The 14598-nt window shown below is 38.2% G+C and carries 16 protein-coding genes; 6 read left to right on the forward strand and 10 right to left on the reverse strand.

Annotated features, from left to right (window positions below; genetic code table 11):
- Positions 1-3 precede the first annotated feature (3 nt).
- Positions 4-450, reverse strand: coding sequence for a MarR family winged helix-turn-helix transcriptional regulator (locus OCV67_RS06150; protein ID WP_147643112.1), 447 nt, complete (start codon positions 448-450; stop codon positions 4-6).
- 275 nt (positions 451-725) lie between these two features.
- Here OCV67_RS06150 and OCV67_RS06155 point away from each other — a divergent pair, with 275 nt between their 5' ends.
- On the forward strand, positions 726-971 hold the full coding sequence (locus tag OCV67_RS06155; RefSeq protein WP_147643113.1) for an IreB family regulatory phosphoprotein: 246 nt from the start codon (positions 726-728) through the stop codon (positions 969-971).
- 160 nt (positions 972-1131) lie between these two features.
- Here the strand turns inward: OCV67_RS06155 and trpS are convergent, their stop codons facing one another.
- From trpS to OCV67_RS06200, 9 genes are all read right to left on the reverse strand, one after another.
- Positions 1132-2217: a tryptophan--tRNA ligase gene (gene trpS, locus OCV67_RS06160; RefSeq protein WP_147643114.1), complete on the reverse strand. Its 1086-nt coding sequence runs from the start codon at positions 2215-2217 to the stop codon at positions 1132-1134.
- Positions 2218-2302: 85 nt separating this feature from the next.
- On the reverse strand, positions 2303-3685 hold the full coding sequence (locus OCV67_RS06165) for a Sapep family Mn(2+)-dependent dipeptidase (RefSeq protein ID WP_262644374.1): 1383 nt from the start codon (positions 3683-3685) through the stop codon (positions 2303-2305).
- Positions 3686-3797: 112 nt separating this feature from the next.
- The gene (locus tag OCV67_RS06170) at positions 3798-4853 is read right to left on the reverse strand and encodes a zinc ribbon domain-containing protein (protein ID WP_147643115.1); all 1056 of its coding nucleotides are present in this window, start codon (positions 4851-4853) and stop codon (positions 3798-3800) included.
- An 18-nt stretch (positions 4854-4871) separates the two neighbouring features.
- On the reverse strand, positions 4872-5309 hold the full coding sequence (locus tag OCV67_RS06175) for a helix-turn-helix domain-containing protein (RefSeq protein ID WP_147643116.1): 438 nt from the start codon (positions 5307-5309) through the stop codon (positions 4872-4874).
- A gap of 239 nt (positions 5310-5548) precedes the next feature.
- On the reverse strand, positions 5549-6184 hold the full coding sequence (locus tag OCV67_RS06180) for a redox-sensing transcriptional repressor Rex (protein ID WP_147643117.1): 636 nt from the start codon (positions 6182-6184) through the stop codon (positions 5549-5551).
- Between the two features lie 142 nt (positions 6185-6326).
- Positions 6327-7538: an NADP-dependent isocitrate dehydrogenase gene (locus tag OCV67_RS06185; RefSeq protein ID WP_147643118.1), complete on the reverse strand. Its 1212-nt coding sequence runs from the start codon at positions 7536-7538 to the stop codon at positions 6327-6329.
- 21 nt (positions 7539-7559) lie between these two features.
- A complete protein-coding gene (locus tag OCV67_RS06190) occupies positions 7560-8048 on the reverse strand; it encodes a DUF6630 family protein (protein WP_147643119.1) in 489 nt (162 codons plus the stop codon).
- Positions 8049-8060: 12 nt separating this feature from the next.
- Entirely contained in the window at positions 8061-8831 is a 771-nt protein-coding gene (locus OCV67_RS06195) for a TraX family protein (protein WP_147643120.1), read from the reverse strand.
- A gap of 224 nt (positions 8832-9055) precedes the next feature.
- Entirely contained in the window at positions 9056-10993 is a 1938-nt protein-coding gene (locus OCV67_RS06200) for an aconitate hydratase (protein ID WP_147643121.1), read from the reverse strand.
- 251 nt (positions 10994-11244) lie between these two features.
- Between OCV67_RS06200 and OCV67_RS06205 the strand changes: the two genes are divergently transcribed.
- From OCV67_RS06205 to OCV67_RS06225, 5 genes are read left to right on the forward strand one after another with little or no spacing between them, the layout of a single operon-like run.
- Positions 11245-11898 (forward strand): P-loop NTPase, encoded by a 654-nt coding sequence (locus OCV67_RS06205; RefSeq protein WP_147643122.1) that lies wholly within the window; start codon positions 11245-11247, stop codon positions 11896-11898.
- 19 nt (positions 11899-11917) lie between these two features.
- On the forward strand, positions 11918-12133 hold the full coding sequence (locus OCV67_RS06210; protein ID WP_147643123.1) for a 4Fe-4S dicluster domain-containing protein: 216 nt from the start codon (positions 11918-11920) through the stop codon (positions 12131-12133).
- Positions 12134-12162: 29 nt separating this feature from the next.
- Positions 12163-13203, forward strand: coding sequence for a 3-methyl-2-oxobutanoate dehydrogenase subunit VorB (locus tag OCV67_RS06215; protein ID WP_147643291.1), 1041 nt, complete (start codon positions 12163-12165; stop codon positions 13201-13203).
- On the forward strand, positions 13203-13958 hold the full coding sequence (locus tag OCV67_RS06220; RefSeq protein ID WP_147643124.1) for a thiamine pyrophosphate-dependent enzyme: 756 nt from the start codon (positions 13203-13205) through the stop codon (positions 13956-13958). The genes OCV67_RS06215 and OCV67_RS06220 overlap by 1 nt, the downstream gene beginning before the upstream one ends.
- Positions 13955-14485 (forward strand): 2-oxoacid:acceptor oxidoreductase family protein, encoded by a 531-nt coding sequence (locus OCV67_RS06225; RefSeq protein WP_147643125.1) that lies wholly within the window; start codon positions 13955-13957, stop codon positions 14483-14485. The genes OCV67_RS06220 and OCV67_RS06225 overlap by 4 nt, the downstream gene beginning before the upstream one ends.
- Positions 14486-14598: the final 113 nt, after the last annotated feature.

A 14598-nucleotide genomic window follows, 5' to 3' on the forward strand; every position in this document is an offset into this window, starting at 1 on the left:
TTTTTATTTGCTGTAAAAAGTTTTCATTTCTGTTTCAAGTAAATCGGCATACTGATTCATAGTATCAATCAGCATTTCAACCCGTTGTGTACCCATTTTTTTAAGAACTCTTATTTCACAGTCTAAAAGCGGGGTGACGATTTTGTTTGCATAATTTATTCCCTCTTGAGTCAGCTTTATTATTTTACTGCGTTTGTCGTTTTCATCGGGTATAAGTATAATATATCCTTTTTTCTGAAGCTCAGTAATAACGGTATTGACGGTTTGCTTCGGCATACCGTAATTTTCTACCATTTCCTTTTGTCTGTTGACTCCGGATAAATATAACATATACATAATTCTGGAAACATAATTGTTTACTCCCTGTTTTTTAGCCCATTTTTCGTATAAATAATCGGTTCTGTCAACAGCGGAAGTAATAGCCTTAATGGATTTATCCCAATTGTTCATAATATCACTCCAAGTAATTTTGTCCGTGTAAAGACTATTATAGTACTAGTACGGACTTTTGTCAAGGGGAAATTTTATTCAATTCTTGTATTGATTTACGAAAAATAAACGTATGGAAACTATATTCAAAAAAATTTTATTATTTATTTGTGCATTATTAATAAAATTATGATGTTAAAGAGTTACAAAACAGAAATTTTTTTTCAAATCTCTTGTTTATTATCTGAATATCGGTTATAATATTTGTATAAGAAAAAAAGGGGGCTGAAGTTTCCATGTGTGATAAAACTATGACCTTTTCTGTAAATGATGAAAAGGAACTGGAATTAAAGAAAAATCTTACTATTATTTATGATGCGCTGATTCAAAAAGGCTACAACCCCATCAATCAAATTGTTGGTTATATTCTTTCGGAAGATCCGACGTACATAACCACATACAATAATGCAAGAAGTCTGATACGCCATATTGACAGAGACGAGCTTTTGCAGGTGTTGGTTAAGTCTTACCTTGATGAATAAAATTTCATAAATTTTCTTTATAGTGTTTTTGTCTTTAAATCTTTATAATCTGATATGTATCCGTGCACATACGTTTACATGGTCGGACTTTATACAGCGTAAAAAATCCCCGAATGCATTTATTTTGCATTCGGGGATTTAATTGTTATGGAAATAATTTTTATCCCTTATATTTTTCTGACTGAGCTTCGATCAGTTCCTTATCATCGAAATAATTGATTTTCATGGCATTTTTTACATCATTTAAGGTTTCAGCAGCTTTTTCTCTTGCTTTTACACAGCCTTTTCTGAGAATTTCATAGATATACGGAATATTTTTTTCCAATTCTTTTCTTTTTGCTCTGATAGGTTCAAGTTCTTCTTCCAGAACGCAGTTTAAAAACTTCTTTACTTTTACATCTCCCAGACCGCCTCGCTGATAATGAGCTTTCAATTCGTCAAGATCGGTATATTCGGGTAGATACTTTTGAAAATGTTCCTGTCGGCAAAAAGCGTCCAGATATGTAAAAACGGTATTTCCTTCAATCTTGCCCGGATCGCTGACCTTAACATGATCAGGATCGGTATACATGCTCATAATCTTCTTTTTAACAACGTCCGGTTCATCTGAAAGATAAATACAATTTCCCAGAGATTTGCTCATTTTTGCCTTGCCGTCAGTGCCGGGCAGTCTCATACATGCCTGATTGGACGGCAGAAGAATATCAGGATCTACAAGAGTTTCACCGTAAACATTATTGAATTTATGTACGATTTCTTTTGTCTGTTCAACCATAGGCATCTGGTCTTCACCGGCAGGAACAGTTGTAGCCTTAAAAGCGGTAATATCTGAAGCCTGACTAATAGGATATGTAAAAAATCCCACAGGGATACTGGTTTCAAAATTACGCATTTTAATTTCTGTTTTAACTGTAGGATTTCTTTGAAGTCTTGAAACCGTTACAAGATTCATGTAATAACAGGTAAGCTCGCACAGCTCCGGTATCTGGGACTGAATAAACAGCGTTGATTTTTCCGGATCAAGTCCGCAGGACATATAATCAAGAGCTACTTCAATAATATTCTGACGAACCTTTTCCGGATTATCGGCATTATCTGTAAGCGCCTGAGCGTCGGCAATCATTATATAAATCTCATCATATTCGCCGGAATTCTGAAGCTCTACTCTTCTTTTAAGAGAACCGACATAATGTCCTAAATGAAGTTTTCCGGTTGGTCTGTCACCTGTTAAAATTATTTTTTTCACTTTTTAATCCTCCGACATAATAAACTATACAACATCTATTAAAGTATAACTCAATTTATAAAATTTGTCAACGATTTGCATACATTTATCCGCATATTTCTATAACTGCATTTGCAGTCATTTCAGCATTCAGGATCATTTCTTCAGGAACCGTATATTCATCAGCGCAGTGGATATTATATTCCTTTCCGGGCATTTCCGCACCAAATGCAACTCCTCCGATAGTATTGTGAACATAAGTACCGCCGCCTATGGCAATGCATTTTCCTTTTTCGCCTGTGAGGTTTTCGTAAACTTTTAGCAAGGTCTGTACAAAATCGCTGTTCTCATCAACATAGTGAGGTTCAGAGGCTAGAATGCATTCGTAGTCAAATCCATGACTTTGGAGTGTTTTCTGAATTTTACTGTTTATTTCATCTGATTTGAAGCTTACCGGAAAACGAATATCAAATATTCCTTCAAAATTAGTTCCGTCGAATTCAAGTACGCTTAAAACCAGCGTCAGCGCTCCGGATTTGTCATCACTGCATTTAACTCCTGCGTGTTCTCCATTTGTTTCACCGTATGGAAATATTTCGAAAAGCGACTTTAAAGTATCTGAAATTTGATTGTCAAAATCCAAATGGCTTAAGAATTTAATAAGTTTGGTAAGTGCATTTTTTCCGTTTTCAGGAGTAGAAGCGTGTGCCGAAACGCCTTTGGAAATTATTTTTATGGAGTCTTTTAAATCTTCATATAAAAAATCGTTTCCGATATTTATTTCGTCCTCAGAAAAACCGCATATTTCGGCAAAAGCCTCTGACGGTACTGCGTTTACTGTATCTCCGCCGTGAATTTTTAAAATATGTTTTTTGGGACTATTTTCAGCAAGCTTTTTGCTGAACTTACCTCTTATCATACCTTTTTCAATATTTATTACAGGATACTGACCGTCAGGAGTATAAAGCTTTTCTGGTAAAGCTTCCTTTTTACAGTAATATTCTAAATCATCAGAACCGTTTTCCTCGTTGCAACCCACAATAAATCTTACCGGTTTTTTAATCAGTCCTGTTTCTTTCGCCGCCTTTAAGCCGTAAAGTACTGATACTGCCGGCCCTTTATCATCGGTAGTTCCTCTGCCGTAAAGTTTGCCGTCTGATTTTGTAAGCTCGAAAGGAGGGTGGTTCCAGCCGATACCGGCGTCCACTACGTCTAAATGACATAATATACCAAGCTCAGGTTTACCCTCTCCAATATCTATTGTTCCGGCATAATTATCAATGTTTTTGGTTTTAAAGCCAAGTTCTGCTGCCTTTTTTAAAAAAACGTCAAGTACTTTTGCAGAATTTTCTCCGTAAGGCATATTTATTTTCGATTTTCCCATAACGCTGGGAATGGCTATAAGTTCTTTGAGAAACTGTTCCATATCGAAATAATAGTCCGTACATTTTCTATGTAAAATTTCCATTATATTTTTATTTAATTTCATAACAATCTCCATTCTGACGTACAGTAAAATAATGAATTTATAAATATAATATTATTTTAACACATTCTTTATGATTGTACAATACAAAAATGAAAATCTCACATTTCTAAAATTATTTTTCTTTTCCGCAGCTTGAACAGAATTTTTCTGAACCATTAAACTCTGCACCGCAGCCGCTGCAGAATCTACTGTTATTCTGTGACACAGAAACTGATTCCGCCGGTAAAGAACCATTTCCGGCTGCGCTAAATGCAGGCTGATTATTAACCGTTCCACCGCCTTTATCAAAAAGTTCTTTGAATTTCTTTGAGATACCGCAAAGCTTTCCATAAAGATCAACAGAAATTTTACCTGTCTGAGCTTCCTTATTAAAATTCTCCATGGTATAGATCATCATAAAAGAACTGATAAAAGCGTCACGCAGGCTGAAAATAATACAAATTGCAGTCACAAGAGCAATAAGCCAGCCTAAACTTGCGTCAAAAAGTCCTACTATTGCCATTATAATAAGATACACAATTATTCCAACAGCTAATTCGGCAACAATAGTGATTCCGGTACCTTTTGCTGAAGATTTAAGCAGCGATTTCCAGTTCTGAAAATATATTACAACACCGTCAGCAGCAGACTTAAATGCCGACTGTTCGTCTTTCATAAAAGTATAGCATAAACAGCATTCATCTACATAAGTGAGAGTAAGCGTAGTAAATTTCTGTACTATGTTCGTTATAAACGATGCCTGTGGTACAAGCTTTTCAATCCATCCAACCGTTGAATTAACAACCTTGTTTATTTGCCTTACGGAGCCGCTTACCAGCTTGTCAAGAAGTATGTAAACATTTGCTTGGGCAAATTTGCTTTTGACACGTTCCTTACCAAATTCAACCATATTATTAGGGATTCTGCCGGTCTGAAATATTTCAGCTATAACTGCAATCTGAGCAGACTTAATCATATAGCCGATATACTGCATAATAATACTTACTATTTTTCCTGAAAGTGCAATAGCTATTACTGCAAGAATAATCATGAAACCGTTTTCAGAAGCTGACGCAATAGCGATCCACATAATGGTCCATAAAATAACTACTGCTGAAACTGCAAGATTTATACCGAGTCTCATCCACACAAAAATCATGGTCTTTTTAAAAATGTCAAATGCTTTCATAATATTTCCCCCTAATTTTTAAAAATCTTCAGAATTAAAACTATATGTCAGATCTATAGCTTTTCTGATCTTTTCGATATTATCTGAAATCTTATCCATTGTACAGATAATGTCTTCCATCTGAACTCTCTCAGCATCATCAATAATTCCATCTTCCATTATATCTACAAGCTGACGGGAAATATCAGCCATTTCATAAGATGATCCTAAAAACTTAATGACCATTCTGTCCAGATCCTCTGAAAAGTTTGTATTGATCTGCTTATCTCTCAGCAGATAGTCGATTGAAACCTGAAAAAAATCACTCAGGAATATAAGCTTTTCAATTTCCGGCAAAGAACTGCCTGCTTCCCATTTTGATACAGTCTGACGGCTCACATCAAGCTTTTCGGCAAGTTCTTCCTGAGAAAGTCCTTTTCTGATACGCAGTTTACGTACTTTTTCTGAAAATTTCATAATTCAACTCCTTTCATAGTTATATAAAAACATGTCATATAAAGTACAACATGCCATAACAACATAGGATTTTAACCCCATATCATAAATTATATATGAAAGCATTTAACAAAGCAACCAATTGCAGCTTGCATTTACGCAACCTTCAGTTGCATAATTCCATTATTATAAAGTTCATTTATTCAAAAATTATTCTATATTGCATAAAAAAACAGGAGGAAATACCTCCTGTAAACTTATTATTCATCATCTGCATGATTAAGTCCGTAAGCCAATGTCATAAGACTATCTGTAAGATGTACATTTTCTACTATTATGCCTTTGTGGACGGTCAGGTCGTAATGACTGAAATTCCAAAAACCTTTTATGCCGGCGTTGATAAGTCTGGTTACAATTTCTTCAGCGGCGCTTTTAGGAATACACAAAACGGCGCAGACCGGATTGTTTTTCTTACAGAATTTTTCCAGTTCAACAATATTCATAACTGTATTTTTAGCAATAATCTGTCCGTTTTTTTCTGGATTGCTGTCAAAAATACCTATCAGCCGGAATCCTTTTTTGTTGAAATCAATATGAGAAGCTATGGCGCTTCCCAAATTTCCGGCGCCTATCAAAATAGTTTTGTTGCCTGCATTAATACCTAGTATTTCTGCAATTGCGGCATGAAGTTCTTTAACATTATAACCGTAGCCCTGCTGACCGAAACCGCCGAAGCAGTTTAGATCCTGACGTATCTGAGACGCTGTAACCCCCATTCGTTCTGAAAGCTCCCTGCTGGAAATACGTATAATTCCCTGCCTATCAAGTTCCCCTAAAAATCTGTAATATCTGGGTAAACGCTTTATTACCGGTGATGAAACCAAGGACTTTGACATATTTATCTCCACCGCCGCATACAGTATTCCGAATATTTCTTCATGACGAATGCATATTTCATTTTTATTCGGAATACGCTGCGGTTTCCGCTTTTTACGGCTGCGGACGCCGAAATTTGTTAATTATATCTTTATTTTTTATTTATTTCATAAGTACAGAAAGTCTGTTGTTGATTTCTTCAAGGAATGTTTTTGAATCAACTTTCTTTTTGTTTTCAAGACTTGAAAGCAGATACAGATCGCCTGTCATAACTCCGTCTTCAATTGTCTGAATCGTAGCCTTTTCAAGCTTGTCGGCAAAAGCCATAAGCTCGTTGTTACCGTCAAGCTCGCCTCTTTTTCTTAGAGCACCGCTCCATGCAAAGATTGTTGCAACTGAGTTTGTAGATGTTTCTTCACCCTTTAAGTATTTGTAATAATGTCTCTGAACTGTTCCGTGAGCAGCTTCATATTCATATACACCGTCAGGAGAAACCAGAACAGAGGTCATCATTGCAAGACTTCCGAATGCGGTTGATACCATATCTGACATAACGTCGCCGTCATAATTTTTGCATGCCCAGATGTAGCCGCCGTTTGAACGGATAACTCTTGCAACTGCGTCGTCAATGAGGGTATAGAAATATTCAATACCTGCCGCTTCAAATTTTTCCTTATATTCTGCATCAAAGATTTCCTGGAAGATATCTTTAAATCTGTGGTCGTACTTTTTGGAAATAGTATCCTTTGTAGCAAACCATACGTCCTGCTTTGTATCAAGAGCATAGTTAAAGCATGACTTTGCAAAACCTTCAATACTTTTATCAATATTGTGAAGACCCTGAATGATACCGTCGCCGTCAAATTCATGGATAGTCTGTCTTGTTTCATTTCCGTTCTTATCTGTGAATACAAGTTCAGCCTTACCGCCGCCTTTAACCTGCATTTCTGTATTTTTATATACATCGCCGTATGCATGACGAGCAATAGTAATAGGATTAGTCCATGTAGGGATATACGGTGTAATGCCCTTTACAAGAATAGGAGTTCTGAAAACAGTACCGTCCAGAATCGCTCTGATCGTACCGTTAGGGGACTTCCACATTTCTGTCAGGTTATATTCAGGCATTCTTGCGGCATTCGGAGTAATTGTTGCACATTTAACGGCAACTCCGTATTTTTTAGTTGCTTCGGCACTGTCGAAAGTAACCTTATCCTTTGTTTTTTCCCTGTACTCAAGACCAAGATCATAGTACTCTGTGTTCAGGTCGATATAAGGTTCGAGAAGAATTTCTTTGATCCATTTCCAAAGGATTCTTGTCATTTCGTCGCCGTCCATTTCGACCAGCGGTGTTTTCATTTGAATTTTTGCCATTGTTTTTTCCTCCCTGATAAATTATAAATCGTCGATTGTATGCCCATTGCTTTCCGCAATATGTGAAATTTTTTCATATACATCAGCGTTAACTATAATCAGTTCATAGCTGTCACTGTCAATATCAATCATACAAATATATGCTCTGCCGCCTAAAGCGGTATTAATTTCTTCACCCCATGATTCAACATTTTCATTTTCGTTAAGATTTAGCGAAGAAAGGTTTATGTCGATAAGACTGTAAGTTTTTAACTGTTTCAATGCCCATAAAAAATCTTCAAGCTCACATTTATAATCAATACCAAACGCATAACCTTCTTCGTCCAGTAAATCAACCATGCCCAGCCAACAATCATCGTCGGAATCACTTTTCATAATATTTTCTTTTAATGCATTTATTATGCCGGAATTATTATTAGTTATTAGCTCCGTAATTTTGTAAATGTACGAAAGATCCTTTTTTTCATTTTCATTTTTGTCAGTTTTAAACAATCTTTCAAAAAGCCCCATAAAATTCTCCTTTTATAATGTAACGTATCTGATTACGGCAAGCAGTAGAAGGTGTGCCGGATAGAAAATATAGAAAAACCACTTATAGGATTTTCCGCTTCGTCTTATACCGTTATAGTTTATTAGTAGCGGGACTGCAAGAAATATTCCAAGTTGAAACAGATTATTGTACCAGCAGCCGTAAACTGCGTTGAATATTATATTCAAAACGATCATAATTGCTGTAGAAACACAAAAATACTGCATTTGAGTTTTTCTGGAATAGTGTCTGCTTCCGAAGATCAAAATCCATACAACGGCAATCCCGCCCCAGTCGCCGAACATAGAGACTAGACAGATAAGAAGAATTATCATGTTTTTTACAGAAGTTTCGTATTTAGGATTGTCCCGAACAATTAATGCGATTAGTCCCATAAAAAGAGGAAAGATCACGCTTGTAGTACTGATAATTTCAAATTTTCCTGTATGAAAATAAGTGTATGGGATGTGAGATATCAGAGCGAATATCCCAAGTCTCTGAGCGTATTTTTTTACATTATGGGTTTTATAATAGCCCTCCGCAATCATAAAACACATTATCGGAGCGGTGAGCCGTCCGATAACATGCATGATCTGTCCTGCAATGCTGTTAAAAGGTATGAACGCCCATGCAATATGGTCGATAACCATTGCAATTACGGCAATAAGTTTTAGAATGTCTGAAGTCAAGCCTTTTTTTCTTTGCGAAGGGATGGCTATACGCCGTATAGGACCGTCTCGTCTGTTTGATATATCAATAGCCATATTTTACCCCATTGTGAAAATAATTATAAATGCAGCTATTGCAGCAGGTATTAAGGAAATGATATTAATTTTTTTCTGACTCATATTTGGACAGAATTTCTGCAAAAGCAGATTCAGGGCAAAGTATAATACTATACAAACTACAAGTGCAACAAGTTCGCTTTTTGATTCTATATGGAAACTGCGTACTCTCACTCGTGCAGGATAAATATTTAGCCATTCCATTATTTCATGGACTCCCTTGTATAGTCAAGAAGACCGCCTGCAAGAATAATGTCTTTAGTACGTCCGCTGAGTTCGCAAAGTACGGGGATTTCCTTACCTGTTGTTTTGTTTACAACAGTAAGCTCGGATTTTCCTGCTTCAATTTCTGCTCTTACATTATCAAGTACCAACTCGTCACCTTGTGAAATTGCGTCATAGTCTGCTTCGTTTACGAATGTAAGCGGTAAAATACCGGCATTTATAAGATTGGCTCTGTGGATTCTTGCAAATGATTTAACAAGTACAGCCTTGATGCCCAGGTAAAGAGGAGCTAAAGCGGCATGTTCTCTTGAAGAACCCTGACCGTAGTTTGATCCGCCTACGATAATGCTTTTGCCCATTTCCTTGGCTCTTGACGGGAACTGTTCGTCACAGATTGTAAAGCAGTGCTGTGAAATAGCAGGAATATTTGAACGCAGAGGAAGAATCTTAGCTCCGGCAGGCATAATGTGGTCGGTTGTAATGTTGTCGCCGACTTTCAGTGAAACTCCTGCGTCAATTGAAGCGTCAAGAGGAGATGTTTCAGGGAAAGGCTTGATGTTAGGTCCTCTTAATATTTCAACGCTGTCCATTTCTGCTTCGGCAATTGGAGGAACGACCATGTTGTCATTAATTTTAAATACTTCCGGGAGCTTGAATTCAGGCATATCTCCCAGTTCTCTTGGATCTGTGAAAACACCTGCAATTGCGGAAGCGGCAGCAACTTCAGGAGATACCAGATAAATCTGACCGTCCTTTGTACCGGAGCGTCCTTCAAAGTTTCTGTTGAATGTTCTTAAAGAAATACCCTTTGAATTAGGAGACTGTCCCATACCGATGCAAGGTCCGCATGCACTTTCAAGAATTCTTGCGCCTGCGTCGATCATAACGGAAAGAGCGCCGTTTTCGGCAAGCATATTAAGAACCTGCTTTGAACCCGGAGCAATTGAAAGAGAAACATCAGGGTGAACAGTTCTTCCCTTTAAGATGTGTGCCACCTTGAGCATGTCCATAAGAGATGAATTTGTACATGAACCGATACAAACCTGATCGATTTTGATCTTGCCGATTTCCTTTACTGATTTTACATTGTCAGGAGAATGCGGACATGCAGCAAGCGGTTCAAGTTCGCTTAAATTGATTGTAAGTTCTTCGTCATATACTGCGTCAGCGTCAGCTGAAAGCTCTGTCCATACGTCTTCCCTTTGCTGAGCCTTTAAGAATTCCCTTGTAATTTCATCAGACGGGAAAATTGAAGTTGTAGCGCCAAGCTCTGCGCCCATATTTGTAATAGTAGCTCTTTCAGGTACTGAAAGTGTTTTAACGCCTTCACCGCAGTACTCAATTACTTTGCCTACGCCGCCTTTAACAGAAAGACGTCTTAAAACTTCGAGAATAACGTCCTTAGCAGCAACCCAAGGAGAAAGCTTGCCTGTAAGCTCTACCTTTACTACCTTAGGACATGTAATGTAATAAGCGCCGCCGCCCATTGCAACCGCAACATCAAGACCGCCTGCGCCGATTGCAATCATACCGATACCGCCGCCGGTTGGAGTATGGCTGTCAGAACCGATAAGAGTTTTGCCCGGAATACCAAAACGTTCCAGTTGAACCTGATGGCAGATACCGTTGCCCGGACGTGAAAAATAAATACCGTGTTTCTTTGCAACACTGCCGATAAATCTGTGGTCATCGGCATTTTCAAAGCCGTTCTGCAGAGTATTGTGGTCTATGTACGCAACGCTTCTTTCGGTTTTTACTCTTGGGACTCCCATAGCTTCAAATTCAAGATATGCCATTGTACCTGTAGCATCCTGAGTAAGAGTCTGGTCGATTTTTATTCCTATTTCTTTTCCTTTTACCATTTCACCGTCGACAAGGTGAGCTTTTAATATTTTTTCAGTTAATGTTAAACCCATTGCAATCAGTCCTTTCAAGTTTATCTATTATATTTTACATCAAATACATGGTGTTTGTCAAGAAAATCACAATTTATGTGTTTTGCATAATAATATTTAAATTTTAACCGTTAAAAATTAACATACATAGTGAAAAAACAGTGAAAATTAATTTTTTCTATTGAATTAAATAATTTTTGTGCTATAATGAAAATTAAGAACAGTTGCTGTTTCGACAGAATAACTGTTCATAGGAGAGCTATAATAAAAATATGAAAAAGATTAATATTATAACCGGTCATTACGGCAGCGGAAAAACCACAATTGCACTTAATACCGCTCTTAGACTGGCACAGAACAATAAAAAAGTATCCATTGTGGATCTTGACATCGTAAATCCGTATTTCAGAACTTCAGATTTTCCGGAGCTGTTGAAAAAAAACAGTATAGAAATGATTGCGCCTATGTATGCCGGAAGCAATCTTGATATCCCTGCGGTAAACTTTGATATGGAAAGAATAATTTCCGAAAGCAGTCATGTTGTTATAGACGTAGGCGGTGATGACGCCGGAGCTTACGCCCTTGGCAGATATGCTCCCTTGATCGATTCAATGAAAGAGCAGACGGACATGCTGTATGTCATAAACTGCTATCGGTATCTTACCAAAACTCCGGCAGAGGCAGTTCAGCTTATGTATGAAATTGAACAGGCGGCAAGGATAAAACATACGGGAATTATTAATAATTCCTCACTTGGTTATGAAACTTCTGCCGAAGAAATAGAAAAATCCCATGAGTTTGCAGTGAAAATTTCAGAGGAAACCGGACTTCCTCTTGTATTTACCGCTTATAGAAAAGGTATTGATATAAATATTTCTCCTAAAACAGAAGTGGAACTGTTTGTAAAGCCTTTGTGGGATAAATAAGAAAGGAGATTTTTTATCTATGATAAAAATGGAAGTACTTTCCGATAAATGTAAAGGATGCGGACTGTGTACGACGGCCTGTCCTAAAAAAATTGTGGTTATTCAGAAGGATGCAAGAAATAATAAAGGATATTTTACTGCCGCATGTATAGATCAGGAAGCATGCGTAAGCTGTGCTATGTGCGCTTTGATATGTCCGGACTGCGCTATTAAAGTCAGCAAATATAAAGAATAAAGGAAGTTTTTTGATTGGAAAGAAATTTAATGAAGGGCAATGAAGCCCTTGCCGAAGCTGCAATCAGAGCGGGCTGCCGCTGTTACTTCGGCTATCCTATAACACCTCAAACGGAAATTGCCGCATATATGGCAAAGAGAATGCCAAAAGAGGGAAGAGTTTTTCTTCAGGCAGAATCTGAAATCGCCGCAATAAATATGGTTTTGGGAGCGGCATCAGCCGGAGTAAGAGCTATGACCTCATCATCTTCACCGGGTATAAGCCTTAAGTCGGAGGGAGTTTCGTATATTGCGGGAAGCGATTTGCCGTGCGTTATTATAAATGTTCAGAGAGGCGGTCCGGGTCTTGGAGGAATTCAGCCTTCACAGTCGGACTACTGGCAGGCTACAAAGGCTTTAGGACACGGAGATTTCCAGCTGCTTGTATATGCACCGTCATCTGTTCAGGAAATGGTCGACATGGTTATTAAAGCGTTTGATAATGCTGATAAATACCGTATGCCGGCAATGATTCTTGCGGACGGTCTTTTAGGTCAGATGATGGAACCTGTTTCCTTTCCGGAAATCAGAAACAATCAGCCTGACAAGCCGTGGGCGACAAACGGTCACGGAAATAAACGTCCTCATAATATTATAAATTCACTGTTTTTACAGGCAGATGAACTGGAAAAGCTGAATTTTGAAAGATACAAGCGATATGAAATTGTAAAAAGAGAATGCCCGGAGGCGGAAACATATATGACAGAGGACGCTGATATTATAGTTGCCGCATATGGCGCTGTAGCAAGAATTGCAAAATCTGCCGTTCATAGTGCAAGAGAGCTTGGAATAAAGGCAGGACTTGTACGTCCGATTACGCTTTGGCCGTTCCCATCCGATATTATAAAAAAGTCTGCCGAAAACGCAAAAAAAATTCTTGTCACCGAAATGAGTATGGGACAAATGGTAGACGATATTAAGCTTGCCGTTGAATGCAGAATCCCTGTACATTTTTACGGAAGAACCGGCGGTGTTGTTCCGACTCCTGACGAAGTACTTAATGAAATTAAAAAACTGGGAGGTGTTCAGTAATGGCAGTGGTATTTGAAAAACCGAAGTCTCTCCTTGACACAACAATGCATTACTGTCCCGGCTGCACTCACGGAATAATTCACAGACTTATCTGCGAGGTAATTGACGAAATGGGCATTGAGGGGGATACTATTGGCGTGTGTCCGGTAGGCTGTTCGGTAATGGCTTATGATTACTTCGCCTGCGATATGATAGAAGCTCCTCACGGACGTGCTCCGGCTGTTGCAACAGGAGTAAAAAGAGCTTTGCCTGATAAATATGTTTTTACCTATCAGGGAGACGGTGACCTTGCGGCTATCGGTACTGCCGAAACTGTACACAGCGCTACACGAGGCGAAAACATTGTGGTCATCTTTGTAAACAATACTATTTACGGAATGACAGGCGGTCAGATGGCGCCTACTACTATTCCGGGTCAGGTGACGCAGACTACTCCTTACGGACGTGACACTAAAACTGCCGGATTTCCTGTGAAAATATGTGAGATGCTTTCCGCTCTGGACGGCGTTGCGCTGGCGCAGAGAACTTCCGTTGACAGCGTACCCCATATAAGAGAAACAAAAAATGCTATCAGAAAGGCATTTGATAATCAGAAAAATAACAGAGGTTTTTCTATAGTTGAAATTCTTTCGACCTGCCCTACTAACTGGGGACTTACGCCTATTGAATCAATGGAAAGGCTCAGAACTGAATGTATTCCCTATTTTCCTCTTGGAGTATATAAGGATATAACGGAAACGGAGGATAAAAAATGAATAAGGAAATTTTACTGGCAGGATTCGGCGGTCAGGGTATTTTGTTTGCCGGAAAGGTTCTTGCTTACTGTGGTCTTATGGATAAAAAGGAACTTTCATGGCTGCCGTCATACGGTCCTGAAATGAGGGGAGGAACGGCAAACTGTTCCGTATGCATTTCAGATGAACCTATTGCTTCTCCGCTTGTAACTGAACCGGATTTGATGATGGCGATGAATCAGCCGTCATTTGAAAAATTTATTAATAAAGTAAAAGCCGGCGGTAAGGCGTTTATTGACAGTACTCTTGTTTCTCTCAAAAGTGAAAGAAAAGATGTGGAGTGTCATTATATTCCGGCTACACAGCTTGCAACGGACAATAATATCAACGGGACTGCAAACATTATTTTAATTGGAAAGATGATTAAGGAAAGCGGTCTGTTTTCCTTTGAGACCATAAAAAAGGCACTGGAAAAATGCGTACCTCCTAAGAGAAGTAATCTTTTGGGCATTAATCTCAGAGCAATAGAAATCGGTATGAGTGTTTGAATATCAAGCCTGCGTTTGCCGCAGGCTTTTTTGTAAATTTTGTTCTTTTTTCTTTACACAAGGCCGGTAAAATGTTATAATTATAATTGATATATTTCAATTTTGCTGAGTAT

The sequence above is a fragment of the Porcipelethomonas ammoniilytica genome (assembly GCF_025567485.1).
Lineage (GTDB): Bacteria > Bacillota > Clostridia > Oscillospirales > Ruminococcaceae > Porcipelethomonas > Porcipelethomonas ammoniilytica.

Excerpts from the sequence above, each read along its gene's own strand:
- OCV67_RS06205 (WP_147643122.1), top strand. The coding sequence starts at position 11,245 with ATGAAAAAGATTAATATTATAACCGGTCATTACGGCAGCGGAAAAACC.
- OCV67_RS06190 (WP_147643119.1), bottom strand. The coding sequence starts at position 8,048 with ATGGGGCTTTTTGAAAGATTGTTTAAAACTGACAAAAATGAAAATGAA.
- OCV67_RS06185 (WP_147643118.1), bottom strand. The coding sequence starts at position 7,538 with ATGGCAAAAATTCAAATGAAAACACCGCTGGTCGAAATGGACGGCGAC.
- OCV67_RS06150 (WP_147643112.1), bottom strand. The coding sequence starts at position 450 with ATGAACAATTGGGATAAATCCATTAAGGCTATTACTTCCGCTGTTGAC.
- OCV67_RS06180 (WP_147643117.1), bottom strand. The coding sequence starts at position 6,184 with ATGTCAAAGTCCTTGGTTTCATCACCGGTAATAAAGCGTTTACCCAGA.
- OCV67_RS06195 (WP_147643120.1), bottom strand. The coding sequence starts at position 8,831 with ATGGCTATTGATATATCAAACAGACGAGACGGTCCTATACGGCGTATA.
- OCV67_RS06155 (WP_147643113.1), top strand. The coding sequence starts at position 726 with ATGTGTGATAAAACTATGACCTTTTCTGTAAATGATGAAAAGGAACTG.
- OCV67_RS06210 (WP_147643123.1), top strand. The coding sequence starts at position 11,918 with ATGATAAAAATGGAAGTACTTTCCGATAAATGTAAAGGATGCGGACTG.
- OCV67_RS06175 (WP_147643116.1), bottom strand. The coding sequence starts at position 5,309 with ATGAAATTTTCAGAAAAAGTACGTAAACTGCGTATCAGAAAAGGACTT.
- OCV67_RS06165 (WP_262644374.1), bottom strand. The coding sequence starts at position 3,685 with ATGAAATTAAATAAAAATATAATGGAAATTTTACATAGAAAATGTACG.
- OCV67_RS06170 (WP_147643115.1), bottom strand. The coding sequence starts at position 4,853 with ATGAAAGCATTTGACATTTTTAAAAAGACCATGATTTTTGTGTGGATG.
- OCV67_RS06220 (WP_147643124.1), top strand. The coding sequence starts at position 13,203 with ATGGCAGTGGTATTTGAAAAACCGAAGTCTCTCCTTGACACAACAATG.
- OCV67_RS06215 (WP_147643291.1), top strand. The coding sequence starts at position 12,163 with ATGAAGGGCAATGAAGCCCTTGCCGAAGCTGCAATCAGAGCGGGCTGC.
- OCV67_RS06200 (WP_147643121.1), bottom strand. The coding sequence starts at position 10,993 with ATGGGTTTAACATTAACTGAAAAAATATTAAAAGCTCACCTTGTCGAC.
- OCV67_RS06225 (WP_147643125.1), top strand. The coding sequence starts at position 13,955 with ATGAATAAGGAAATTTTACTGGCAGGATTCGGCGGTCAGGGTATTTTG.